Origin of the sequence: Staphylococcus sp. HMSC056G08 (genome assembly GCF_001812305.1) — a bacterium.
In the GTDB taxonomy this organism is placed as follows: domain Bacteria; phylum Bacillota; class Bacilli; order Staphylococcales; family Staphylococcaceae; genus Staphylococcus; species Staphylococcus simulans.
In genome coordinates, this window is the sequence record NZ_KV808446.1 from 19,902 (window position 1) to 44,257 (window position 24,356).

Below are 24,356 nucleotides of genomic sequence, written 5' to 3' on the forward strand. Positions count from 1 at the left end.
CTTTTTTATTGGGATGATATCTGAAAATTATGAATTCACATTGACAATTCCGACGGTCTCACTATAATTAAAATTATTCAACAACAGGAGGCAGACATCATGAAAACGATAGGTATTTCCGCAAATATATTAACGGATCAAGCAGGAATGTTTCCAGGCTATAAGCGTTGTTATGTCAATCAGGATTATATCCGCTCGATTGTGAAACAAAGCGCTGTGCCGATGGTTATTCCTATAACAGATAACGATGACATTATAGAAGCACAAATCAGACAAGTAGATGCTTTACTTTTAAGCGGGGGACAAGATGTCAGTCCGCAACTATACAATGAAGACCCGCAAGACAAATTAGGTGAAACATTACTTGCGAGAGATGTGTTTGATTTTAAATTGATAGAGAAAGCGAAAGAACGCTTTATACCGATTCTAGGGATTTGTCGTGGTGCACAAGTCTTAAATGTTTTCCACGGTGGTTCTTTATTCCAAGATACGTCATATCGTCAAATACAATCACTCAGACATTGGCAACCAACAAACCCGACTGAGAAGACACATGAAATCAGAGTCTTTCCGAACACACGTCTAAGTGCGTTATTTCCTGAAGGTCGATTCTATGTGAACTCTTTCCATCACCAAGTCGTTAATCAACTCGCAGAAGGCTTCAGAGTCATGGCACAATCTAATGATGGGGTGATTGAAGCCTTTGAATCAGAATCATATCCATATATGGTCGGTATTCAGTGGCACCCTGAAATGTTGTGGCATGAAAACAGTATGGATGCTCTATTTAAAGATTTTGTGGATCAAATTGAAAGAAGATGACAGCATGAAAAAACTAGGATTTTGGTCTATTGTCCTTTTAGCGATTAACTCTATTATCGGTTCAGGTATTTTCTTATCACCTGGAGCGGTTATTCAAAAAGCAGGTAAGTATACTTTAGTAGTTTATGCCGCCGCTGCAATCTTTGCGGCAGTATTAGCGATTACTTTCGCAGCTGCAGCGAAATATGTGAATAAAAGCGGGGCATCTTATGCTTATGCCACAGCAGCATTTGGTGAAAATGTAGGTTTCTATGTAGGGATTACACGCTTTGTTGCGGCAAGTATTGCTTGGGGTGTCATTGCGACGGCAGTAGTGAAAACCACACTCGCAATTTTCGGTGGTAATGCCCAAGATTTTGTATCAGTGACTATCGGGTTATTGATTTTAATGGTGGTGTTATTACTGGTGAATGTGACAGGTAATAAAGTATTTGCCTTTTTCAATAACTTAGCTACAATTGGTAAACTCGCTGCCTTAATCACAACGATTATTGTTGGTTTTATCGTCGTAATGATGACCGGTCATTCTCACTTTAATGACATTAATCAATTAGTCGATGTTTCTAAATTAAATACATCAACTTTTGTGATGGCAGTTATTGCAGCATTTTATGCCTTTGTGGGCTTTGAGAGTGTCGCAAGTGGTGCGGAGGATATGAAAGCACCAGAAAAGAATTTGCCACGTGCGATTCCATTGGCCATTTTAATTATCGCAGTGATTTATATTAGTATTATTGCGGTCATTATGATGATTAATCCGACCGCAGTATTAACCAGCAAACATGTCGTATCTTTAGTTACTGTGTTTGAATCACCTATTATTTCGAATATTATTTTGTATGGTGCTTTAATCTCTATGGTAGGTATTAGTATCGCAGGATCATTCTCAACACCGAGAATTTTAGAAGCGATTGCGAATGAAAACCAAGTACCCGCATGGTTTAAACAAAGAACGAAATATGATTTTCCGTTCAATGCGTTCATTACGACGTTCTTAGTCGCATTAATTATTCCGATGGCCTTTCAATATAATATGGTGAGTATCATTGTATTAAGTTCAATTTCACGCTTTATTCAATTCATTGTAGTCCCTATCGGTGTGATGATGTTTTATTATAATCGTTCACGAGGGGAAGTATTGCCGAATGTCTATAAAAATAAATTTACAGATGTGATTTTACCAATTATCGCATTAATTTTAACCGTAGTGTTACTTATCAAGTTTGATTGGAAAGGTCAATTCTCTATTGTGACACCACACCATATTGAACCGAATTACTTCGCGATTACTGCGATGGTAATTGGTTATGTTGTCTTACCATTGGTGTTATTTATAGCAAACCAAAAACGCAGACATGTATAAAATGAATGTAGGCAGACACTATCTTCTTTTGAATCATCAGGGAAGATAGTGTTTTTGTAGGTATATGAAACTTTTTCTTTCATTAGGGTAATTAAAATACAAAATAAGAAAGAGAAAGGAGCGTACACTATGGCGATACGTTGTATATATGTGACACCAGATCATGAAGTTATTGCGACAGATAAAGTTGAAGAAGTGCCAAAAGAAAGTGTGTTTACTTGGTATGATTGTATACAGCCGACGAAAGAAGAAACGCATTTTCTCGCAGCAACATTTGAATTGAATATTCAAGAGATTACAGCTTCTATATATACATTAAGACGGCCGAACCTCTACCATGATGCTCAAAATGATGTTGAACATTTATTGATGCATGCGATAGATGGAAAGGACTTTGAAGCGGAACCATTAGGGATTACGATAGATGGTAATCATGTGATTACGGTTCATGATGCTGAACTTCAAACGGTGACACAATTGTTTGATGCTGTTAAGACAAATAAAGTAAAACGAGATGCTGGATTAATCGCATTGAAGTTATTGAAGGGGATTGTAGAGTCTTATTTCTCTTATGTCAATGCGATTGAAGATCAGGTGTTTTCATTTCAATACGAAGAAGAGAATCGTAAACAACGACGTGCATTTATGAAGCAAGTGTATGAGATACGGTCTGAGATTATTAAGTTGAAGCGGATATTACTGCCGATGGAACAAATGGTCAATGCGATTCAGACATTAGATATTTATGACAGCGGTCAAGATAAAGCACGTTTGTATCATCAAATTTATAACCATTTGAAACATCAAAATGCAACATTAGAATCTTGTGAAGCATTGACGGATGATATTAAAGACAATAATCAGTCTTATCACTCAAGTCGTATTAATTCAGTGATTAATGTGCTGACAATTATTTCATCCATCTTCTTCCCGTTATCTTTCTTAGCGGGTTGGTATGGCATGAATTTCACAAACATGCCAGAGCTGCATGGTCAGTACAACTACTTTATTTTCATCGCATTTTCTATCATTATCGTAGTGGTATTGTTGTTAATCTTTAAGAAGAAAAAGTGGTTCTAACTATAAAATGCCTTTGAGGACATTCATTTTGTCTTCAAAGGCATTTTAATATAGTAAGTCATTATTTAATCGCTTGATAAATGACGTCATCTACAATGATTTCTACATTATCGTGGTTGTGAAGGATGGACGCAGGTAAATCTTCTGTAGTTTCACCGTTAACGAGTCGTTGTATCGCATCGATTTTCTTATCTCCGAATGCGAGTAAGATAATACGTTTTGCGCGCATGATAGAAGAAAGACCCATAGACAGTGCTTGTTTCGGTACATCTTCTGAGTGTTTGAAATGGACACTGTTCGCATGCATCGTAGAAGGTGTAAGGTCTACGACTCTTGTTTGGCTATCGAAAGGCGTACCGGGTTCGTTGAAACCGATATGACCATTTTCACCGATACCTAAAATTTGGATGTCAGGTTGACCGACAGCTTTAAGCGCATCTTCGTAATGTTTTGCTTCTTGAACTAAGTCTTCAGCTACACCGCTTGGAATATAGATATTGTCTTCATTCCATTGTTCATTTTGGTTAAAGAAACGTTGATGCATGTACGCATAATAGCTATGCAGATCTTTTGGACCTGCACCAACGTATTCATCTAAGTTGAACGTTCTGACACCACTGACATCGACGTGATTCGCATTTAATAAATCTGAGAGTTGAGTATATAAATCTGTCATCGTCGAGCCTGTAGCTAGTCCTAAGACAGCGTCAGGGCGTGCTTTAATTTGTTTCAAGAATTCGATTGCGACATATTGACTGGCAAGTTGTTTATTTCTTAAGTTGTAGAGTTGCATTTCTAATCCTCCAAGTAGTATGACTATTCTTTTACGGCGTTAATAAAACGTTCTGTAATTTGTTTCGGACGTGTAATCGCACCGCCGACAACCGTACAGTGTACACCTAAATCACTGACTGCTTTATACATTTCTGGTGTAATCACATTACCTTCAGCGATGACTTTCGCATTTACTTGATCTAAGACTTCCCTTAAGAATGCGAAGTTGTTTTCATATAGAATATGACCTTGAGTATAGTCTGTATATCCGCGTAATGTTGTACCTACGTAATCAAAGCCAAGCTCATCTGCATGTTTTGCTTCTTCAATTGTGGAGATATCAGCCATGATTTCAACGTTTGGTGCTTTTTCACGAATATAAGCAACAAGTTCTTCTAACGTTTCTTTCGGACGTTCTTGTTTTGTCGCATCTAGCGCGATGACCTCACATTTACTTTCAATCAGTTCATCGACTTCTTTTGAAGTCGCAGTAATATATACTTTTGAACCTGGATAATCTCTTTTAACGATACCGATAACAGGTAACGGTACTTCTTCTTTAATTGCGATGATATCTTCTTTACTGTTTGCGCGAATACCGACTGCACCGGCTTGGTACGCAGCTAGTGCCATTTTTGACATAATAAATGATGAATGTAACGGTTCATCAGGCAAAGCCTGACAAGAAACGATTAAACCTTGTGATAACATAAGCACACACTCCAAAATATTGTTAATTTGTAAATATAGTAGTTCAAAGGTTGTCGGTTAAGTTACTCATATCATAACACGATGAAATTTATATTCAATTCTTTACTATCATTTGAAAAAGATTTTCATATATAATAGAGTAAATGTAATACCTTAAGGGGAGTGAAGAGGCATGAAGTTTGAAAATCGTGTTCAACGTAGCCGCCATTTACTGACTAAAATGGATAAGAAGATTATTGAGTTTATCCGTACCAATGAATTAGATGATCGTTTCTCAACGATTAATTCTTTAGCACATGCGATAGGCACCTCTCCGGCTACTATTACTAGATTTAGTAATAAGTTGGAATATCATAATTTCCAAGATATGAAATTCAATTTACAACATGAAAAATCAGAGAAAGTTGTGGAGAATGCACCTTTAGTTCAATTGATACACCGTTATCATCAAAATATTATTCAACAAACGGGAGAGTTTATCTCAGAAGAGAAGATTAAACGGTTTGCGCATTACTTAAAGACCAGCAGACAAGTCAGTTATGCAGGACTAGGAAGTTCTGGCTTAACTGCGAGTGAGTTTTATTACCGTACGATGCGTATGGGTATTCGAGGTAATGTCTCAACGGATGCGCATCAAATGAAAATTTCAGCTTCATTGTTATCTTCACAAGATATGTTTGTCGGTATTTCTAATAGCGGTGAAACTCAAGAATTGGCAGATGCGGCTAAGATTGCACATGAACAAGGTGCCTTTGTGGCTGTGGTCACAAATTATAAAGGCAGTCTGATTACGAAACATGCAGACTTAGTTTTGATTACTTCTGCGAAGTCGAACGTCAATGATGCACGCTTTATTAATACACAAACTGCGACTACATTCTTGATGGACATTATCTGTTACTTATTATTGAACAATGATTATATGAATCAACTTTATCAACGTACACGTCGCACAGTATTAGAGAAAGGTGAAGACAAGTAAGGCTAACGGTTGTCTGCAGTCAGACATACGGAATACTAAATAAACCGCGTACTATCAAGGGTCTTAAGACCCTATGAGATAGTGCGCGGTTTTTTTAACCTTCGGTAATTGCGCCGAATAATGCAGCGTGATTTTCAGTTTTTGTTGTTTGGATAGGTGCATGTCCATAGTTTGGTGGCAAGAATTGATTGATTTTAGGTTCAATGTATTGGATAAGATTTTCACCTTGTGAAGAGATACCGCCGCCGATTAAAATCAAGCCTGGATCATAAATGATTTGAATTTGAGCGATGCCTTCAGCGACATAAGTTGCCCATTCTTCTAAGATAGCTTGTGCCTGTTTATCATTTGTTTGTGCGAGTTCAAATAACTTCGGTACGTCAGTACCATATTGAAAATCTCGTTCTTGCATCAAAGCTTTGAGGGCTGACGTTGAAGCACGTTGTTCAAACGTTTTTTGATCAGTGTCTCGATATAATAAATAGCCGATTTCATTCGCACGATAACGTGCACCACCATAAACACCTAATTGTTGATTATAAAATGCACCGCCGATGCCTGTGCCTAAAGTTAAACAAAAAATATTATCCTCTTCATAATCATTGAGTGACAATTCTCCAAGTAGGGCTGCATCCACATCATTGTGTACGGTCATTGATGAATATAAGTCTTTTAAAGAACGACGAAAATTCGTACCATCAAAGTTTTTAATAGTTGGACCAGTATAAACAATTTCTCCTAATTCTGAATCGACAACACCTGCACTGGAAATGCCGATATGGGGTTTATCTAGCTTATGTTTGGTGATAAGTTCATGTGCTAATTGATACACTTCATCGATAATCAGTGTCTGCACATTATCGGGTGTTGAGATTTTCTTATAATCTTTAATTTCTTGATTTTCATTGATGAGGGCTGCCTTGATGTTTGTGCCTCCGATATCTATTGCGATCTGGTTCATAAGATGATTCCTCCTCTGCTTCCACTTCATTATATATAGAGCATACTTCAACTAGGAAGTGTAAATCCAATTTTGAAAATTATTTTCATTATTTTGTCCATATTTTGTTACAATCTTTCAAAACCAGTTGTGTAGGGTTATGATAGCGTTTACAATTGAAAGTGTAAATATAGTATAAACAAGGGACATTGTTGGATGTTTAGGATAGCCATTGTGCTATTAATACTTAACTTGGAGGATTTAGATATGGAAGAAAAATTAAAAGGCTTATATGCTGCGTTACTTGTTCCATTTGATGAACAAGGACAAGTGAAAGAAGAAGGCCTCAAACAAATAGCGAGAAACGCGATTGAACATGAAAAATTAGACGGTTTATATGTCAATGGCAGCTCTGGTGAAAACTTCTTAATCAACACAGAACAGAAAAAACAAATCTTCAGACTTGCGAAAGAAGCAGTCGGCGATGATGTGAAATTAATCGCACAAGTAGGCTCATTAGATTTAAATGAAGCGATTGAATTAGGTAAATACGCGACTGAACTTGGTTATGATGCCATTTCAGCAGTAACACCTTTCTATTATCCTTTCTCATTCGAAGAGATTAAACAATATTACTTCGATTTAATCGAAGCAACTCAAAATAATATGATTATTTATGCGATTCCTGATTTAACAGGTGTCAACATCAGTATCGAACAATTCGGTGAGTTGTTCAATCACGAGAAAATTGTTGGTGTGAAATATACTGCGCCAAACTTCTTCTTATTAGAACGTATCAGAAAAGCATATCCAGACAAACTGATCTTATCAGGGTTTGATGAAATGTTAGTTCAAGCTGCGATTTCAGGCGTGGATGGTGCCATCGGTTCTACTTATAATGTGAACGGTGTGCGTGCACGTCAAATCTTCGATTTAGCTAAAGAAGGCAAAATTGATGAAGCTTACCAAATTCAACATGATACAAATGACATTATTGAAGGTGTTTTAAGCATGGGCTTATACCCAACACTTAAAGAGATCTTAAAATCACGTGGTATCGACGGCGGTGTGCCGAAACGTCCATTTGCGCCTTTCAATGAATCAAACAGAGAAGCGTTAAATAATCTTATTGATAAATACAACTTGTAATACCGACATAAAACGTTAAGGGGTGTTGTTTATGCAACAAGTGGGTTTTGGCACATGGAACTGGGTAGCGGTCATTACCTATCTAGTAGTCATGTTAATAATTGGAGCGTACTTTACTAAGCGCGCAGGTCAAAGCACAGATAGTTTCTTTACAGCCAGTGGACGCCTTCCTTCGTGGGCCATCGGTTTCTCAATCTATGCAACAACGTTAAGTGCGATTACATTTATGTCTACACCAGAAAAAGCATTTTTAACTGACTGGTCGTATATCGCAGGGAATATCGCGATTGTCGCAATTATCCCGGCTTTAATCGCATTCTACGTACCGTTCTTCAAGAAGCTTCGCGTAACGTCAGCTTACGAATATCTTGAAGCACGTTTCGGTCCAAGTGTCCGTGTTCTCGGTTCATTACTCTTCGTAGTGTTCCACTTAGGTCGTATCGCAATCGTTATTTACTTACCGACACTTGCGATTACAGCCGTTACTGACATTAATCCTTATTTAGTCGCAAGTTTAGTAGGGATTTTATGTATTCTTTATACTTTCCTCGGCGGTTTCGAAGGGGTGGTATGGAGTGACTTTATCCAAGGTGTTATCCTTTTAGGCGGTGCCCTCATGATTATCGTAATTGGTGCGATGGAAATCAAAGGCGGTTTCGGCACAATTCTTCATGATGCATTAGCTGAGAAAAAGTTATTGAGTGTAGATAACTGGAAGTTGAATACAACAGCGGCAGCCTTGCCGATTATCTTCCTAGGAAACATCTTTAACAACTTACATCAATATACAGCCAGTCAAGATGTAGTACAACGTTATCAAGCATCAGACTCTATTGATGAAACGAAAAAATCATTATGGATTAACGGTTTATTAGCGTTAATCTCAGCGCCGATCTTCTATGGTATGGGTACAATGATGTATTCATTCTATGAACACGAAGCAGCGTTACCACAAGATTTCAACACGTCTTCAGTGGTACCATTCTTTATCTTGACTCAAATGCCGCCATTTGTAGGTGGATTATTAATCGCAGCTATCTTTGCGGCAGCGCAATCTACGATTTCTTCAAGTTTGAACTCGATTTCTGCGTGTATTTCTGAAGATATTAAAGATCGTTTCTTCAGTAAAGGTACAGATAAAGGCAACGTTCGCTTTGCACGTTGGACAATCATTATCGCAGGTTTATTAAGCTATGGTATTGCGATTTACTTAATCGCTGCGGATTCTAACAACTTATGGGATTTATTCTTATTAGTTACTGGATTATTCGGTGTACCTTTAGCAGGTATCTTTGCGGTTGGTATCTTCACAAAACGTGCGAATACATTCGGTGTCTTAGTCGGATTATTCACAGGTGTTATTGTCGCTTACCTATTAAAAGGTATCGGTGGCGCGAACTCACCATTCTATGTATCAATTATTTCATTCTTCATCGCATTCTTATTCGGATACATTGTGAGTCTGTTCGTACCTGCTAAATATACGAAAGATATTACAGGTTTAACAATTTACGACAAAGATAAACCATCTACGTATATTTCCAAAACAAGACAATAAGCTGAAACAATCAAATAGATAAACAAAACAACCTTATATAAACATAAAAAAGTGATGCGTACACAAAGTATGCATCACTTTCTTTCGTTATAACTTAAACTTGAAAGATATTATTAAAGGCTTCAGCCATTGTAGGGTGTGTATAAATATTGTTGGCTAATACTTCTGCTGGGATGTTTTGATCAATCGCTAGTTTAACAAGGTTGATAATTTCCTCAGAGTTACGACAATACAGTGTCGCACCAAGTACTAAACCTGATTGTGCATCTATGACTGCTTTCAACATACCACGTGCATCATTATTTACTTTATGACGTGGGATATTCTTAACCGCAAGATTTGTTTCGTGTACTTCATAACCTGCAGTTTGTGCTTCATCTTTAGTCATACCGACACGAGAGAAAGGTGGGTTAATGAACATAGAATATGGTACCACGCCGCGATTTTCTGTCGTACGTTTACCTTCACCAAAGATATTGTCTTTAATAATTCTGAAGTCATCGAGTGAGATATATGTGAATTGTAAGCCACCAGTAACGTCACCTGCTGCATAAATGTTTGGTACGGCTGTTTGTAGGTGTTCGTTAACTTTTATTTCACTGCGTTTGCCGACTTCGATATCTGTATGGTCTAAACCAAGGTCTGAAGTATTTGGATGACGACCTGTCGCAAGTAAAACAGCATCTGCTTCAAATTCGCCTTGTGATGTATGCACAATTGTACTGCGTTCTTGATCTTCAAAGCGTTGTGTTTCTACATTATAGACAATGTTTACACCGTCTTGAATCAAATCTTCTTCAATAAGTTCAACAATTTCACGGTCTTCTTTTGGCAACAATGTATCGTGATGTACAAACATTGTCACTTTAACGCCGAAACGTGCGAAGAGTGACGCAAATTCTAACGCGATATAACCTGCACCGACAATCACTAAATGTTCAGGTTTAAATGGTAAGTCCATAATTCCTGCAGAATCATAAAGGTGTTTTGAGTCTCCAATACCTTCTATGTTTGGGATAACCGGTGTAGAACCTGTATTGATTAAAATATCTTCAGCAGTTAAGACATCTAATTCTTGGCCTGCTTCATCTAATAATACGATTTCTTTATTAGATTTAAATTGCGCTGTAGCATTAATCACATCAATCCCTGGTGTATCTGCCAACATGTGATAGTTTTTGTTATTTAATGCGTCTACAACTTCACGTTTACGATCAAACGCACTCGCAAAAGAACTGCCTTCTAAACTATCATGTATTAATGTTTTTGACGGAATACATCCGACGTTGATACATGTACCGCCATACATTTTCTGATCTTTCTCTATCATTGCGACGGCTTTACCTTCACTCGCCGCAAACTTAGCTAACGTTTTACCTGCTTTACCAAATCCAATAATCACTAAATCATAATGTGTCATGAAATCTTCCTCCAAATTCTTAAATTGCTGTTAATGTTTCACGTAAAACTTCTTCAATTGTGAAATCACGATAATACTGCATCAGCAGTTCGTGTTCCGTCGCATGATGTTTAGCCATAGTATTCCCGATTTTTCGAGAAATCTCACAATGACTGGCAGAATTTCCTGTAAAAAGACGACCTTGTGTCCGTTCAGCAGTAAATAATTGAAACAAATCTGCTAAATCAGCTTTGGCTGTTTTAACATTAGCTTGATAGCCACCATATTTACCGCGTACTGTATCAATATAGCCTTGTTCCACTAACTTTCCTGTCACACGCCGTAATTGTACGGGATTAATACAAACTAACTCAGACAAAGCTTTACTTGAGAAACGTTCATCTGCATGTTTCGTTAAGAAAGCCAGCACATGTACCGCAATATTAAATTCTAAGTTCACAGTGTTCACCTTCTTAATGTAACTATTATAATTACATTTAACAATATTTTGAGAGAAAAATAAACAGTTTTGCTCATAATGGTTTATCAATGGGGTAAGACAGGTAATTATTCATAATAATAAAGTGAGTTATTTGATAAATAACATAGAAGATTGTGTAATGGACAAAGATTGTCCACTTATAACTGTATATTGAACTGTAGGAGATGGTAAACATGGATAAATCAACAAGAGTCTTGAATATCTTCACACGTTTGTTGAATGGGGAAACAGTTAGAAAATCAGATCTCTCTGATTTTGGGAATGTAAGTACGAAGTCGATTCAAAGGGATATTAGAACGATTAATGATTTTTTCTATGAAAGTGAATATTGGAATAATAGAAATACTGAGGTAGTACATAAAAAGGGCGGCTATGAATTAATCACGCATTCTAACAGTTTAAGCGGCTTAGCACTGTTAGGGCTTATGGTAAAAATTAAAAGCTTAACACCTATCTTGCATGTAGATGTGTATAACTTATTCAGAAGAGAAATACAGGGCATGCGTATTGAAGATAGAAAAGTTTTAAGTGAAATGTTGGATCATTTCAATAACCGGAATGAAACATTTCCAGGTGAAACTCTAATGTTAATCGAAAAAGCGATTAGTCAAAAATACTTAGTATGGATGAAATTCAAAGGACGTAATATTGAAGTGAAACCATTATCAACGATGTACATGCATTATGACTATTGGTTTACTTATGAATATGAAAAAACAGTTTATACCGAGCGCGTCCGCCTGATTGAAAATTTTATGGTTTCCAATCATAAGTTTGATGAAGTCAAAAGCAAAGAACTCGTCACGGTTGAAATTGATGAATCGAAAATGGCATTGTTCCGCCAACAATATAAGATTGTCGAGGTGCTAGACCGTACACAGGATGGAAAAATCATAGTGAAAGTCGCTTGTACGGAATTAGATGCATACTATATTGCTTATCAAATGGCACCTTTAGCACGTATTTTAGAACCTCAAAAGTACATTGATAGTTTTATTGAGCGTATTAATCAAATCAAAAGTTGCTATGAGTAAACAAAAACAAAGGTAAGTAAACGGTAAGCAAGAAAGTTAAATAAAATGAAGATTTAAAAGTTATTATTTTGGAAAAACAAAAAATTGCATTACTGGACAATAATTGACCACCTAGATGTGTATAGTAAGATTTATTAAGTTTTTATTAGGATTGATTGAAGTATACAGAAAGGTAGAACATTGATGAATTTACAAGAAAAAAGTTTTATTGAATCACAAATCGCAAGCAAAGCAAAACAACCTGCGATTGCTTATGTATTATGGTTTTTCTTTGGAAGCTTAGGAGGACACCGTTTCTATTTCGGTAAAACGGGATCAGCTATTGGGATGATTGCGTTAACATTATTAACAGCTTGGTTTACATTTGGTATTCCAACGTTGATTTGGGTAATTGTGGATGCGTTCTTAATTCCAGGTTGGGTTGAAGCAGATAAAACAAGAGTAAGAAGAGAAGCAGAGAACGAAATACAATTGATGCAAGGTAGCCATTCATAAGTTATCTTTTATGGACAAGACAGCTACATAAAAGAAATAAAATAGAGTCAGTAGACGAATACCCCCTTACACACGATAGAGTGAGGGGGTATTTTTATATAAGTATGCTTGAAGAAAGATTCCATACTTGAATAACTAAATTGTTTTTTTAGCGCGATGTAATCTTTCTTCAATGACATCAATACGCATTTCGATAATATCTTTTTCTGCTTTAAGTACTTTAAGGTGTGCTTCTAAAACATCTGAAATCTGTGCTTTATTCTCGTTAAGTTGTTCAACGTAATACTTAATTTTCTTGAGTGGCATATTGAGTAAACTTAAGCATTGAATTAAGCTGATAATTTCTATGTCTGTTTCAGAATATACACGTTGATTATTTGCATTTCTTTCAATATTCATCAATAAACCATGCTTTTCATAATAACGCAATTTACTCTTAGAGATATGTTTCATCTCAGAAACTTCTTGAATGGAGTACTTTTTCAAACAAATCACTTCCCTTAAACCATAGTTTAACCTGTAGTCTATTGTATAGAAAATATATATGAGGTGAAAGTATGGAAAACTTTACTGATATTCTAAATAGTAGAAAGTCTGTAAAAGGGTTCGATCCGGAGTTTAAAATTTCAAAAGAAGAAATGAATGAGATATTGGAAAAAGCTGCGACAGCACCTTCTTCAGTGAATATGCAGCCATGGAGAGTTGCTGTGGTTGAAAGTGATGAAGCTAAAGCGAAATTAAGACCACTCGTTCAATTCAATACGAACCAGAACGACACATCCTCTGCGATGCTCGTTATCTTTGGCGACTTGCAATGCTATGAGAATGCAGAATATATCTATGATAGTGCAGTTGAAAAAGGTATGATGCCACAAGAAGTCAGAGACCAAATCCTGCCACTCGCAAAGAACGGTTATAAAAGTTTAACGCGAGAACAAATGAGTGACATTGTCAAAATCGATAGTAGTTTAATGGCTATGCAATTGATGTTAATTGCGAAACAACATGGTTATGATACGAATCCGATTGGTGGATTTGAAGCAGATCAAATTGGTGAAGTCCTAGGTTATCCATTAGAACGTTATGTACCTGTAATGATCATCGCAATTGGTAAACAAGCTAAAGCACCACGTGATTCATTTAGAATGCCAAATGAAAAATTTGTTGAGTTCCAATAAGAAGTATAAGCTGTCAGTGTAAAAACTGGCAGTTTTTTTGTTATGTATGATCTATATAAAAGGAAGCGGATCAACCCTTGGTCGATCCATTGCTTCCCATCATGCTATGTTCGTAAGACATGATGAACAGTTGCAACGAAGACATCTTTTGAATAAAAGTGCCTTTTATTGCCTCTGGGAGAGAAAGGCTTGATAACACCATCCTCTATCCACTCTTCGAGCAGACCTTGAGGATAGCCAGCCTCCACCAATTCGTCTTCGTCAGTAATAAGTTGATCCCAAGCGAAATTAATATCCTCAAGATCTACTGCACTATCAGAAGCTTCAAATTGTTCCACTATATCACCCTTTCTGCATCGATATAAGTATGGATTATAGGGCTTAGCGGAAGAGGCCTGTTTGCACAAATCTCTCCAATATACGGATACCCATTTTTATTATTTTTAATTTGAAAATAACCTTTTCATTTAAAATTCTACTTATAATTATATTGTTTTAGTTTTGAAATAAGGTTTGACTAGTGTGGCTATTTCTTCAACTTTAGTTGTATAATCCTCATCATTTTTAGTAACTGATTCAATAACAATACCTAAAACTGCACTCGTTAAGAAAACTAAGATAGTTTGAACTGAGATGTTGTGCATTTGTAAGTAAGCATGATTAAGTTTAGGCTCTACTAGTTCAGTAATGACAGAACCTAGTCGTGTAAGAAATAGATTAGAGACTGGACTTTTATAAAGTTTTATAAAAACAACCTTATTTTTATGAATAAAGTTAAAGCCATTCAGTATGCCTTGTTTGAAGTTTTCAGGCGTACTTTCTGAAGCGGCTTGGCGCATTGCTTGGGTATAGTCATTCATAATTTCATCTATTACTTCAAATTTGTCTGAAAAATGATTATAGAATGTACGTCTACTAATACTTGTTTGTTCACAAATCATAGTTACAGTGATGGTTTCAAAGGAGTGTGTATCTAAGAGGTCTAATAAAGTAGATTTAATTTGTTCCATTGTATACTTTGTTCTTTTATCCATGTTTATCCTCTTTCTGCACAAATTGTATATAAGTGTGCAGAACTTTCGAGTAAAGTTCTGCTTTAGAATTCATTCCTTCATATAACCAGTCTATAGTTGAGGTTACAAGTTTTCATTATAACGTAATTTCAAAAGAAAAAGGGAGGAATTCATAATGAAAGCAGCCGTTTGGTATGGCGAAAAAGATATTAGAGTTCAAGAGAGACAATTAAAAGAACTGAGCAGTGATGATGTCAAAGTGAAAGTAGCTTGGGCAGGTATTTGTGGTTCAGACTTGCACGCATATTTGCATCCAGACTCAGTACCGATGGAGAGAGGAACTGTGCTTGGACATGAATTTTCAGGTGTAGTAGAAGAAGTAGGTTCAGATGTTACAGAGCTTAAAAAAGGCGATCGTGTTTGTATTTATCCGATGATGTTCGAAGACCAAGAGAATGCATTATATGAACGTTTTGTTACTTTAGATGCGGTTGGTGCACAGATTGATGGAGGATTTGCTGAATATACAATTATTCCGCAGAATTCTGTATTCAAAGTACCAGAAGAGCTATCATTAGAACGAGCAGCATTGGTAGAGCCGGCATCTGTTGCGTATCAAGCTGTTAAAGATGCTGGAATTAAAGAAGGGGATATTGTGACTGTCTATGGTGCTGGGCCAATCGGTCTGTTCTCTATTTCGGCCGCAAAAGCACAAGGCGCAAAGCAAGTAATCGCAATTGATATTGCTGAGGAACGTTTGAAAATAGCTGAAGCAATGGGTGCAGATACAACGATTGATTCTACAAAAACAAATCCAGTAGAGACCATTAGAAAAATGTATCCAGAAGGTGCAGATGTAAGTATAGAAGCAGCCGGTGTGGCAGATACATTTACACAATCTATTCAATCTACACGTGTAAGAGGCACAGTCATGATTGTAAGTTTCCACACGCAAAGTTTAGAATTCAACGTACCGCAAAACTTATTGTTTACGGGCGTAAATATTATGGGTTCTGTTGGATATGGTAATGACACATACAATCAAGTTATGAATGAATTAGCTTCCGGTGCATTAGCGTCAGAACCTATCATTACTAGCAAAATTACTTTGGACCATATTAAAGAAGATGGTTTTGAAAGATTGATTCAAGATAAGTCGCAAGAAAAAATCTTAATCCAACTCAATACGATAGACTAAGTTCCTATTTATATAGTAGTAAGTTCAAAGGAGGATGAGCATGTAATGCTTGTGCTCCTTTTTAATTAGTCTAAAATAATACATAAACGTTCAATAAAGAGGAAGGATCAAACAAATGAAAATAGGAGTCATTTCAGATTTACATATCGATCGCCCTTCTGATTATACTGAAGCACAATATACAGAACATTTAGCGCAGCTTGTTAAACAAGAACAATTAGATTTGTTAGTGATTGCTGGAGATATTTCGAATGATCATCAACAATCGTATATCTTCATCCAACAAATGGAAGTGTTAACAGGTATAGATGTACGTTTTATTCCGGGCAATCATGATTATTGGTCAACAGATGGCACGTCTACACAAGTGATTCATGATTTCTTTATGAGTAAGCCGGAACAATTGATGGGCAATCCTTACATTATTAATGATGAATGGGCAATTGTCGGAAATAGCGGTTGGTATGACTATAGTTACGCAAATCCTAAATATAGCTTAGATTATTTAGAACGCAGACGCTTTAAAGGTGCAACGTGGCAAGATAAAGTCCATGTTGATTGGGGAATGCCAGATAGAGAAGTGTCTCGTAAAGCAGCTGAACTGGCAGAAGCGGATATGAAAAAGGTTCAAGGTAGAAATATTATTTTGATTACACATGTGGTGACGGACCCTAGTTTTAAAGTGCCAATGCCGCATCGTATTTTTGATTACTTCAACGCATTTATCGGAACTTCTGACTTTATGAAGTTATATCAAGACTATCCCATACGCTATAGTTTGATGGGACATGTTCATTTCAGAGGAAGTATCACAAAGGATAATATCCATTATAGTTGTGTTTCATTAGGCTACTTCAGAGAGTGGCGGACAAAAGATATTGATAAAGAAATGCGTCATGCATTACAGGTGATAGAAATATAAAGGAGATTATCATCATGAATGAACTGTTCGGTTTCATATGGAACATTTTAAAAATCATTGTGTTTGGTGTTTATTTTATAGTAGCAGTTGGAGCGATGCTGAAGTTGTATCTGAAATTGATAGATTTTTATAAGACGCATTTAAGTCGAGTGTTTCTTGGAAGAGAAAATAGTGATAGTACAAGATGGTTGGTTTTAATTATTTCTATTACTTTAGCGTTTCTTTCCTTTATCTTAATGACATATATTATTGCGAAAGTTATAGGTAATGGTGTACTTTTCCTATTCTTTTTAGCTGGTTTGTATTTTGTATTTCGATATTATCAACAAAGTAAAGAAAACAATAAGAGTATGTAGTTAGTGTGATAGAGGATGGAAGAGAAGCGGTTTTGAAGTTGAAAATGTAAGGCAAATCCAGGGGTTATAAGGCTTTTGCGCACAAGAATCATTATTAAAATATCCGGAAATCAAGGGTTTCAAACATTTCAATATAGTAATAAAGAGATAACAAAGGAAAAGAAGAACGACGTTTTAACCCCGTCTTCACAGTACTTACAAGGTAGTAATATTTCAGTAACTATATTACATGCAAAATACATTTGTTTACAAAACAATTATACGCCTTTATTTAGTGTACTTCCCGTGTTACCTTTAGTCTTGTAATTTTGATTGAGAGAAAAACGAAAAACGTATTAACGAATCAATAAAATTTTTAAGGACGGGAGTTTACATGATGAATAAATTAGTAACAGCTACTATTGTAGGTTTGGGAGTTTCTTCAGTAGGATTTATCAGTCACCACGCAGACGCAGCTGAAAATAACCAAGTTGCACCGCAACAAACACAACAAGCACAACAGACAGCAGATCAGACTAAAGGTTATTCATATGGATCATACTTCACGAAAGATACACAAGGTAATTACCACCACACATTAGATGGCAATTGGGACCAATCAATGTTTGATAATAAAGAATATCAATTCACTATCGTAGATGAAGCAGGGGCAACACACTATTTCTATTTCCCACAAAGTTTATTAAACCCTAGCTACCAATACGATGACAATAACTATTCAGCAAATGCATCAAACTCAGATGTTCAAGCAAATGGTTATGACGTAAATGAAGCACCATCAGCAGAAGATATCGCAAACAATCCAAACAAAGCTTCAGAAAATAACGCAACTTATAACAACAATACATCAAACGCACAATACGAAAACACATATAACCAATCACAAGATAATACAACATATGCACCTGCACAAAACGCTACATCTGATGCAGGTACAGCACAAAATGTTGAAGCTACACAAGCACCGGCACCACAAACAACACAAGCTAATGCTGCAGCTCAAGGACAACAAGGCGGCGGCTCAACACAAGGTTCTGACCAAGCAGCACAAACATCTGGTGACAGCGCACCTTCTAACCAAGCAGACGGTGCAACAGCACAAGATGCAGGTTGGTTAACTAAACATCCTAAGATCCAACCATATGGTCAATATCACGGTGGCGGCGCTCACTATGGTGTAGACTATGGTATGCCTGAAAACACACCTGTTTACTCATTAACAGACGGTACAGTAACACAAGCTGGCTGGAGTAACTATGGTGGCGGTAACCAAGTTACAATCCAAGAGAAAAACAGCAATAACTATCAATGGTATATGCACATGAACAGCTTAAATGTACAACAAGGACAAGATGTTAGTGCTGGTGACCAAATCGGTCTATCAGGTAGCACTGGTAACTCAACTGCACCACACTTACACTTCCAACGCATGCAAGGTGGCGTAGGTAACCAATACAGTGTGAACCCAGACAGCTACATCAACAGCAGAGCATAATTATTAACTTATAGTTCGATATCATTAATCATATTTTATAACCTTTTCACGTTATCTCTGAAGCTTATTCGGAGATAACGTTTTTTATTTGTTTTAAATGAAAATACCCGACTTTAATGATTAGAATATTCAAAATACTATATGTTGTGGTAAACTATATATAATTGTAAGCGTTTGCTGACAGTTAAATTACAAACAAAAGGGGATACATCATGAATTTAGCATTATTAGGTTTTGTAATGATCATTGTCTTTATGGCTCTGATTATGAGTAGAAAAATGTCAGCGCTGGTAGCACTTATCGTGGTACCAGTAGTATTCGGATTAATCGGAGGATTTTACTCTAGTTTAGGAAAGGATATCATTGCGGGAATTACTACTGTTGCGCCAACTGGAATTATGTTGGTTTTCGCGATTCTCTATTTTGGGGTTATGATTGATGCTGGATTATTCAATCCAATTATCAGTGTGATTATGAAAGGGGTTAAGGGAGACCCTGTAAAGATTACAATCGGAACAGTCGCCTTAGCATCTATTGTTGCGTTAGATGGGGACGGTACTACTACATTTATTATTACTGTTACAGCGATGTTGCCGTTGTATAAGAAAATGGGTATGAATCCATATATTTTATCAACGCTTGCACTATTAGCTATCGGTGTGATGAATATGACGCCGTGGGGTGGACCGACAGCACGTGCTATTTCAGCACTTCAGTTAACAACGGAGGAAGTATTCACACCTGTTATTCCAGTGATGGTCGCAGGGATTCTCTTTGCGTTTGTGGCTGCTTATATCTTGGGGAAAAGAGAGCGCAAACGTATCGGTATTAAGAACCATTTATCACTGACTTTAGAAGAAATGCATATTTCAAATGACAAAGATGAAGATGAACTTGCATTATTACGACCAAAATTAACGATCATTAACGCTGCTTTGACAATTACCTTATTAGTGGCATTGATTACAGATTTCTTACCGATTCCTGTACTCTTTATGCTTGGCTTTGCGTTAGCGTTAATTATTAACTATCCTCAACTTAAAGTACAATCCAATCTGATTAAACGCCACGCAGGAAACGTACTTGCGGTAGTGAGTTTAGTTTTTGCGTCAGGTGTATTTACGGGAGTTATGAGTGGGACGAAAATGGTAGACCATATGGCAAGTGCTTTAGTACATATTGTGCCAGATGCGATGGGGAATCATTTCGCATTGATCACTGCCGTGCTCAGTATGCCGTTCACTTACTTTATGGCGAATGATCCATTTTATTATGGTATCTTGCCTATTCTCGCAGAATCTGCACAACAATTCGGTGTTTCTAAAGCAATGATGGCGAGAGCGTCTATCTTAGGACAACCAGTTCATGTCTTAAGTCCTTTGTATGCGGCAGGTTACTTGCTTGTAGGTATGCTTGGTATAGATTATGGAACGAACCAAAAGGTTGTTTTAAAATGGGCAATCGGTTCTTCGGTATGCATGATTATTGTGGCAGGTATTATTGGGGTTATCGCATTCTAATTTCATAAATAAGTTTCTATGTTTTACGTGAAACTTTGAAGTACTTCAGGGTAACTGAGGTACTTTTTTAGTTTTCTTTAACAACTTTACAGTTTCTTAAAACGTTTTATGTAGAAAATTATCAAAGTTTTAAATATAATTGAATTGTGAAAAAGATTTATCGGAGGAAGGAATATGGGGAAATACTGTACAACATGTAAAAATGCGTTACAGTCTAGTGAAGCTTTTTGTACTCAATGTGGTACACCTAGTCAATTTTCTCGTTCGGAGGTCATACATCAACAAAAAGATCGTGGCAGAATTAAAACTTTCGTTTGGTGTAGTGTACTCGTATTAGTATTCTTAGCTCTGGTCGCTGGACTATTCTATGGTGTGTTGGCATTTTGGTCGAATCAAGTTGGTAAAGCACAACCTAGAGCGTCACATTTACCACCTACGCATAAAGTAGAGATTGATGTGAACTCACCAATGTTCAGTCAAGGTTATATGCATGCGCCTAATACTGAGGGGTATGAAGGTTTTGAAGTAGGGGAAACCAAAAGTGCGATAGAGAGAGAATATGGTCGTGCAGAAGGTGCTAAAACAATTGATGGCAAGAAAGCTGAATTATATGGCAATATCGGTGTCAGTTATAATTCAAACAATCAAGTCAGTCATGTGTTTGTAGTACCTGGAAAAATGACAAAAGATGACTTCACAGATTTTCATAATGGGCCTGATGAAATTTCAAATGGCAATTGGTATTACGATACAGATAAAGCCAACGGCTTTTCAATCAAAGTCTATACTTCAAAAAATGATATAGAAGCCATTGAAAACATCATGCAGAGATAGATTCAAAACAGTAGAAGTACGAAATGGTACATAAGATAAAGCGCCTGAACAAAAAGTTCATGGCGCTTTTTTAGCATCAAAGGTCAGACTGACGTTTGTCTGAAGTAAGAGATACGGACGTATTATAAACCTTGTAGTTATGCGTTTTCACTAATATATTCGCAGACCTTATCGATTTGTTCGGAGAAAGATCCGTCGAATTTGTTTTCAAAGAATGCGCTGCCGATTGTGAATGCCCAAGGGTTCACTTTTTTAATCAAGTCCAGTTTTTCAAAACTGTCGATACTTCCAGCAACACAAACAGGATAATCGGTCTGAGTGACAAATTGTTTAATTAATTCTGGTGGATTTTCAATGTGACGATAACCTAATAAATCAAAGCCATACACACCTGATTGAATATAACGTTCAGCTTGCTCTTTCATTTCTTGAAGTGTGCCTTTAAGTATAGAAGGGCGTTCTGAAATATGGCCGACAAACGGCATATATTTAATATTATGTTTTTGGCAAAACTGATTCACTGATTCGAAGTAAACAGTACCCATTAAAATATCACAGTTACAATCTAATGCTAACTGTGCCCCTTTGATACATTCAGGTTCTGTATATTCAACAACTTCAAGAATAGTTGTCTTATTATGTTGTTTCATAAATCTAAACAGTTCTATCATTTGTGCTTTAGGTAATCCACTATCTTTAAATCCCCAATAATTGGCTTTAGTATGTTTGCATGTCTCAAATATTTCATGTGCATTTTCAACTGTATAATCGTTGTGTGTCAACATCACAATCAACTCACTCTTCCCCAATTCCCATCAGCTCCCTCGGTTTTTGTTTCAATCAGATTAACACAATAAATTAACTATTACAATTTATTTTTTGTTTTTTAAGACATCACAAACTGTAAAAATATATAATTCAGTTGTTGACATTAATATTGCGTTGACTTTGATATGTCATTCACTTACACTAATCCATATAATTATTTTTAATTTATTAAATTGAGTAGATTTATTTAACCTGAGAATAGGATGTGGCATCTTCGTGTTTAACTTTATATTTCCAAATGCATACGTAGATAATGTGTTTATGATTAATTATGAGAAAATTCAAAAATTAGGGTTTAAAGCTTTGATTTTTGACATCGATAGCACTTTAGTACCGCATGGTGCTGATACAACTGCTGAAGTTGATCAGTTATTTAAACATATTCATGAACTAGGCTTAAAAACATTATTGCTGTCTAATAATAGCGATGAACGTATAAAAGACTTCAATAGAAATATTCAAACGTTGTACATACCTATGGCTAATAAACCTAATAAAGCGAATTATTTAAAGGCAGTTAAAATGTTAGGTGTTGAGAAATCTGAAGTTTTATTGATTGGAGATCAAATGTTCACAGATGTTTTAGGTGCTAACCTATGTGGCATTCAAAGCATTTTAGTGAAGTATTTGTTGCACGAAGGTGAAACTAAGATTGGTAAGAAGAGACGCGTTGAACAAGTATTGTTAGGTCTATATAACTTAAATCATTATTATCCAAAAAGAATTACAGACATCATTAAAGAGGAGAAGAAACCTATGCCCAAGAAACGAAAATTATTAAGTGAGATTCATCCTGTCTTTTATGCACTAGCTGAGAAAAAAGGGATTTTAAAACGTAATATTGATGACGCACGCGGACATAAAAAGTTTTCAAAAGAAAAAGAAGAGGCATTACTGCCCAATGTAGTTTCTTACAATGCATCTAACTTAATTAAAACAGGGCGAGGTATTGATCCTGTCTTACAAGAAAACAAAGCCTATAATATTGATTTGGCTGCTTCTAAAATCGATAAAATTGTCGTACATCCAGGAGAAGAATTCTCATTTTGGAAACTCGTAGGCAAAATTAATAAACAAAATGGTTACAGAGATGGTCGTGTGATTATCAATAATAAAATTCAAGCTGGCATGGGTGGCGGCCTATGTAACTTAGCTAACTCTATTCATTTGCTTATTTTGCATAGCCCATTAACTATTACAGAATTCCATAATCATTCGGATGCTTTGGCACCAGATCCAGGTAAACGTGTTCCGTTTGCGACAGGTACATCTATTTCATATAACTATGTAGATTACCGATTCAAAAATAAAACAAACCAAGATGTTCAACTGCATTTATGGTGTGCAGATAAGAAACTTCATGCAGAGTTAAGAAGTGAGGAAATATTCCCTTGGGAATACAGATTAATAGAAGAAGACCATCATTTTGCTAAAGAAGGCGATAAGTACTATAGAATCTCTAAAATTTATAAAGAGACAGTTGATAAACAAACATCTAAAGTGCTTAAAAAAGAATTAGTTTTAGATAACCATTCAGAAGTTCTATTTGATTATGATTTGATTCCTCAAGATCAAATTAGAAATGCTTAATGTATAAAATTATATAAAGTATAAGATACAAAAAGTTCCACTTACTTTATCGCAAGTGGAACTTTTTTATCTATATGAAACCCATTCGGGTGTTATGCAAATTGTGATATTAATCGATTCATTGTATTGTTCTTATTTTTTTACGTTTGATACCGATTTGACGACCAAGTTCTTTAGGTTGGTCTAATCCTTCTTTATCTACTAGTTCAGCATCTTGTTCAATATTTTGTGCGATGTCTTCAGGGAAGGGTGCTGGGCGACCTGAGTTTGTATCAATGCCCATTAACATGACTTCGTATGTGGCACATACATCTTGTGCTTGATCATACAGTGTCATGAATGCATGAAGACGTTTCGCATCATGATCGACAAGTTGTACAGTCACCGTCAAATCTTCATCTTTGTTAACTTCTTTTTGATACGTTTCATGATTTTCTAAAGTGAAGACTGTGTAATGACGGCACTCGATTTCAGCTTCGCTTAAACCTAAGTAAGCGAGATATTCATCTGTCGCATTACTGAAAACACGGTTGTATTCTGCATCGTTCATATGATTATTATGATCGAGCCATTCGTCTTTTACTGTCACTTGATACGTAAAGAGTTGTGTCAT

The 24,356-nt window shown here is 36.2% G+C and carries 26 protein-coding genes; 16 read left to right on the forward strand and 10 right to left on the reverse strand.

Annotated features, from left to right (window positions below):
* The first annotated feature begins 99 nt into the window (after positions 1 to 99).
* The 3 genes from HMPREF2846_RS02455 (at position 100) to HMPREF2846_RS02465 (ending at position 3,265) form a co-directional block, all read left to right on the forward strand.
* Complete coding sequence (locus HMPREF2846_RS02455) at positions 100 to 822, forward strand: gamma-glutamyl-gamma-aminobutyrate hydrolase family protein (protein WP_070625523.1); 723 nt, start codon at positions 100 to 102, stop codon at positions 820 to 822.
* Between the two features lie 4 nt (positions 823 to 826).
* The gene (locus tag HMPREF2846_RS02460) at positions 827 to 2,185 is read left to right on the forward strand and encodes an APC family permease (protein WP_070625643.1); all 1,359 of its coding nucleotides are present in this window, start codon (positions 827 to 829) and stop codon (positions 2,183 to 2,185) included.
* 129 nt (positions 2,186 to 2,314) lie between these two features.
* On the forward strand, positions 2,315 to 3,265 hold the full coding sequence (locus tag HMPREF2846_RS02465) for a CorA family divalent cation transporter (protein WP_070625525.1): 951 nt from the start codon (positions 2,315 to 2,317) through the stop codon (positions 3,263 to 3,265).
* Positions 3,266 to 3,326: 61 nt separating this feature from the next.
* Here the strand turns inward: HMPREF2846_RS02465 and HMPREF2846_RS02470 are convergent, their stop codons facing one another.
* On the reverse strand, positions 3,327 to 4,058 hold the full coding sequence (locus HMPREF2846_RS02470) for a glucosamine-6-phosphate deaminase (protein WP_070625527.1): 732 nt from the start codon (positions 4,056 to 4,058) through the stop codon (positions 3,327 to 3,329).
* Between the two features lie 23 nt (positions 4,059 to 4,081).
* Positions 4,082 to 4,750 (reverse strand): N-acetylmannosamine-6-phosphate 2-epimerase, encoded by a 669-nt coding sequence (locus tag HMPREF2846_RS02475; protein ID WP_070625530.1) that lies wholly within the window; start codon positions 4,748 to 4,750, stop codon positions 4,082 to 4,084.
* Between the two features lie 172 nt (positions 4,751 to 4,922).
* Here HMPREF2846_RS02475 and HMPREF2846_RS02480 point away from each other — a divergent pair, with 172 nt between their 5' ends.
* Entirely contained in the window at positions 4,923 to 5,732 is an 810-nt protein-coding gene (locus HMPREF2846_RS02480; RefSeq protein WP_023014827.1) for a MurR/RpiR family transcriptional regulator, read from the forward strand.
* 94 nt (positions 5,733 to 5,826) lie between these two features.
* Here HMPREF2846_RS02480 and HMPREF2846_RS02485 read toward each other — a convergent pair whose 3' ends face one another.
* Positions 5,827 to 6,693 carry an ROK family protein gene (locus HMPREF2846_RS02485; RefSeq protein WP_023014826.1) on the reverse strand — a complete coding sequence of 289 codons (867 nt, stop codon included), beginning with the start codon at positions 6,691 to 6,693 and terminating at the stop codon, positions 5,827 to 5,829.
* 246 nt (positions 6,694 to 6,939) lie between these two features.
* Here HMPREF2846_RS02485 and HMPREF2846_RS02490 point away from each other — a divergent pair, with 246 nt between their 5' ends.
* Together HMPREF2846_RS02490 and HMPREF2846_RS02495 are read left to right on the forward strand one after the other, a co-directional pair.
* On the forward strand, positions 6,940 to 7,821 hold the full coding sequence (locus HMPREF2846_RS02490; protein WP_002480218.1) for an N-acetylneuraminate lyase: 882 nt from the start codon (positions 6,940 to 6,942) through the stop codon (positions 7,819 to 7,821).
* Between the two features lie 31 nt (positions 7,822 to 7,852).
* Positions 7,853 to 9,379 carry a sodium:solute symporter family protein gene (locus HMPREF2846_RS02495; RefSeq protein ID WP_002480217.1) on the forward strand — a complete coding sequence of 509 codons (1,527 nt, stop codon included), beginning with the start codon at positions 7,853 to 7,855 and terminating at the stop codon, positions 9,377 to 9,379.
* A 94-nt stretch (positions 9,380 to 9,473) separates the two neighbouring features.
* Here HMPREF2846_RS02495 and merA read toward each other — a convergent pair whose 3' ends face one another.
* Together merA and hypR are read right to left on the reverse strand one after the other, a co-directional pair.
* A complete protein-coding gene (gene merA / locus HMPREF2846_RS02500; protein ID WP_070625532.1) occupies positions 9,474 to 10,799 on the reverse strand; it encodes a hypothiocyanous acid reductase MerA in 1,326 nt (441 codons plus the stop codon).
* A gap of 19 nt (positions 10,800 to 10,818) precedes the next feature.
* Positions 10,819 to 11,238, reverse strand: coding sequence for a redox-sensitive transcriptional regulator HypR (hypR, locus tag HMPREF2846_RS02505; protein ID WP_070625534.1), 420 nt, complete (start codon positions 11,236 to 11,238; stop codon positions 10,819 to 10,821).
* A 215-nt stretch (positions 11,239 to 11,453) separates the two neighbouring features.
* On the opposite strand from hypR, the gene HMPREF2846_RS02510 reads away from it, so the two are divergent.
* Together HMPREF2846_RS02510 and HMPREF2846_RS02515 are read left to right on the forward strand one after the other, a co-directional pair.
* Positions 11,454 to 12,314: a WYL domain-containing transcriptional regulator gene (locus HMPREF2846_RS02510; RefSeq protein ID WP_070625536.1), complete on the forward strand. Its 861-nt coding sequence runs from the start codon at positions 11,454 to 11,456 to the stop codon at positions 12,312 to 12,314.
* Between the two features lie 183 nt (positions 12,315 to 12,497).
* Positions 12,498 to 12,809, forward strand: a complete 312-nt coding sequence (locus HMPREF2846_RS02515) for a TM2 domain-containing protein (protein WP_002480213.1) — start codon at positions 12,498 to 12,500, stop codon at positions 12,807 to 12,809.
* 135 nt (positions 12,810 to 12,944) lie between these two features.
* Here HMPREF2846_RS02515 and HMPREF2846_RS02520 read toward each other — a convergent pair whose 3' ends face one another.
* A complete protein-coding gene (locus HMPREF2846_RS02520; RefSeq protein ID WP_070625537.1) occupies positions 12,945 to 13,295 on the reverse strand; it encodes a MerR family transcriptional regulator in 351 nt (116 codons plus the stop codon).
* Between the two features lie 71 nt (positions 13,296 to 13,366).
* On the opposite strand from HMPREF2846_RS02520, the gene HMPREF2846_RS02525 reads away from it, so the two are divergent.
* Positions 13,367 to 13,987 carry a nitroreductase family protein gene (locus HMPREF2846_RS02525; RefSeq protein ID WP_070625539.1) on the forward strand — a complete coding sequence of 207 codons (621 nt, stop codon included), beginning with the start codon at positions 13,367 to 13,369 and terminating at the stop codon, positions 13,985 to 13,987.
* Between the two features lie 104 nt (positions 13,988 to 14,091).
* Here the strand turns inward: HMPREF2846_RS02525 and HMPREF2846_RS02530 are convergent, their stop codons facing one another.
* Positions 14,092 to 14,325: a hypothetical protein gene (locus HMPREF2846_RS02530; RefSeq protein WP_002480210.1), complete on the reverse strand. Its 234-nt coding sequence runs from the start codon at positions 14,323 to 14,325 to the stop codon at positions 14,092 to 14,094.
* 147 nt (positions 14,326 to 14,472) lie between these two features.
* Positions 14,473 to 15,021, reverse strand: coding sequence for a TetR/AcrR family transcriptional regulator (locus tag HMPREF2846_RS02535; protein WP_070625541.1), 549 nt, complete (start codon positions 15,019 to 15,021; stop codon positions 14,473 to 14,475).
* 154 nt (positions 15,022 to 15,175) lie between these two features.
* Here HMPREF2846_RS02535 and HMPREF2846_RS02540 point away from each other — a divergent pair, with 154 nt between their 5' ends.
* The 6 genes from HMPREF2846_RS02540 (at position 15,176) to HMPREF2846_RS02565 (ending at position 21,325) form a co-directional block, all read left to right on the forward strand.
* The gene (locus HMPREF2846_RS02540) at positions 15,176 to 16,198 is read left to right on the forward strand and encodes a 2,3-butanediol dehydrogenase (protein ID WP_070625543.1); all 1,023 of its coding nucleotides are present in this window, start codon (positions 15,176 to 15,178) and stop codon (positions 16,196 to 16,198) included.
* Between the two features lie 115 nt (positions 16,199 to 16,313).
* Positions 16,314 to 17,120 carry a metallophosphoesterase gene (locus HMPREF2846_RS02545; protein WP_023014816.1) on the forward strand — a complete coding sequence of 269 codons (807 nt, stop codon included), beginning with the start codon at positions 16,314 to 16,316 and terminating at the stop codon, positions 17,118 to 17,120.
* A gap of 14 nt (positions 17,121 to 17,134) precedes the next feature.
* Positions 17,135 to 17,476 carry a hypothetical protein gene (locus HMPREF2846_RS02550; RefSeq protein WP_070625545.1) on the forward strand — a complete coding sequence of 114 codons (342 nt, stop codon included), beginning with the start codon at positions 17,135 to 17,137 and terminating at the stop codon, positions 17,474 to 17,476.
* Between the two features lie 373 nt (positions 17,477 to 17,849).
* Positions 17,850 to 18,971, forward strand: coding sequence for a M23 family metallopeptidase (locus tag HMPREF2846_RS02555; protein WP_002480205.1), 1,122 nt, complete (start codon positions 17,850 to 17,852; stop codon positions 18,969 to 18,971).
* 212 nt (positions 18,972 to 19,183) lie between these two features.
* A complete protein-coding gene (locus HMPREF2846_RS02560) occupies positions 19,184 to 20,491 on the forward strand; it encodes a CitMHS family transporter (RefSeq protein ID WP_002480204.1) in 1,308 nt (435 codons plus the stop codon).
* Between the two features lie 174 nt (positions 20,492 to 20,665).
* Positions 20,666 to 21,325, forward strand: a complete 660-nt coding sequence (locus HMPREF2846_RS02565; protein ID WP_070625546.1) for a hypothetical protein — start codon at positions 20,666 to 20,668, stop codon at positions 21,323 to 21,325.
* A 137-nt stretch (positions 21,326 to 21,462) separates the two neighbouring features.
* Here the strand turns inward: HMPREF2846_RS02565 and HMPREF2846_RS02570 are convergent, their stop codons facing one another.
* Positions 21,463 to 22,134 carry a hypothetical protein gene (locus HMPREF2846_RS02570; RefSeq protein WP_070625547.1) on the reverse strand — a complete coding sequence of 224 codons (672 nt, stop codon included), beginning with the start codon at positions 22,132 to 22,134 and terminating at the stop codon, positions 21,463 to 21,465.
* Between the two features lie 235 nt (positions 22,135 to 22,369).
* Here HMPREF2846_RS02570 and HMPREF2846_RS13825 point away from each other — a divergent pair, with 235 nt between their 5' ends.
* Positions 22,370 to 23,743, forward strand: a complete 1,374-nt coding sequence (locus tag HMPREF2846_RS13825) for a YqeG family HAD IIIA-type phosphatase (protein ID WP_083309959.1) — start codon at positions 22,370 to 22,372, stop codon at positions 23,741 to 23,743.
* A 118-nt stretch (positions 23,744 to 23,861) separates the two neighbouring features.
* Here HMPREF2846_RS13825 and HMPREF2846_RS02580 read toward each other — a convergent pair whose 3' ends face one another.
* Positions 23,862 to 24,356 carry a thioesterase family protein gene (locus HMPREF2846_RS02580; protein WP_070625548.1) on the reverse strand — a complete coding sequence of 165 codons (495 nt, stop codon included), beginning with the start codon at positions 24,354 to 24,356 and terminating at the stop codon, positions 23,862 to 23,864.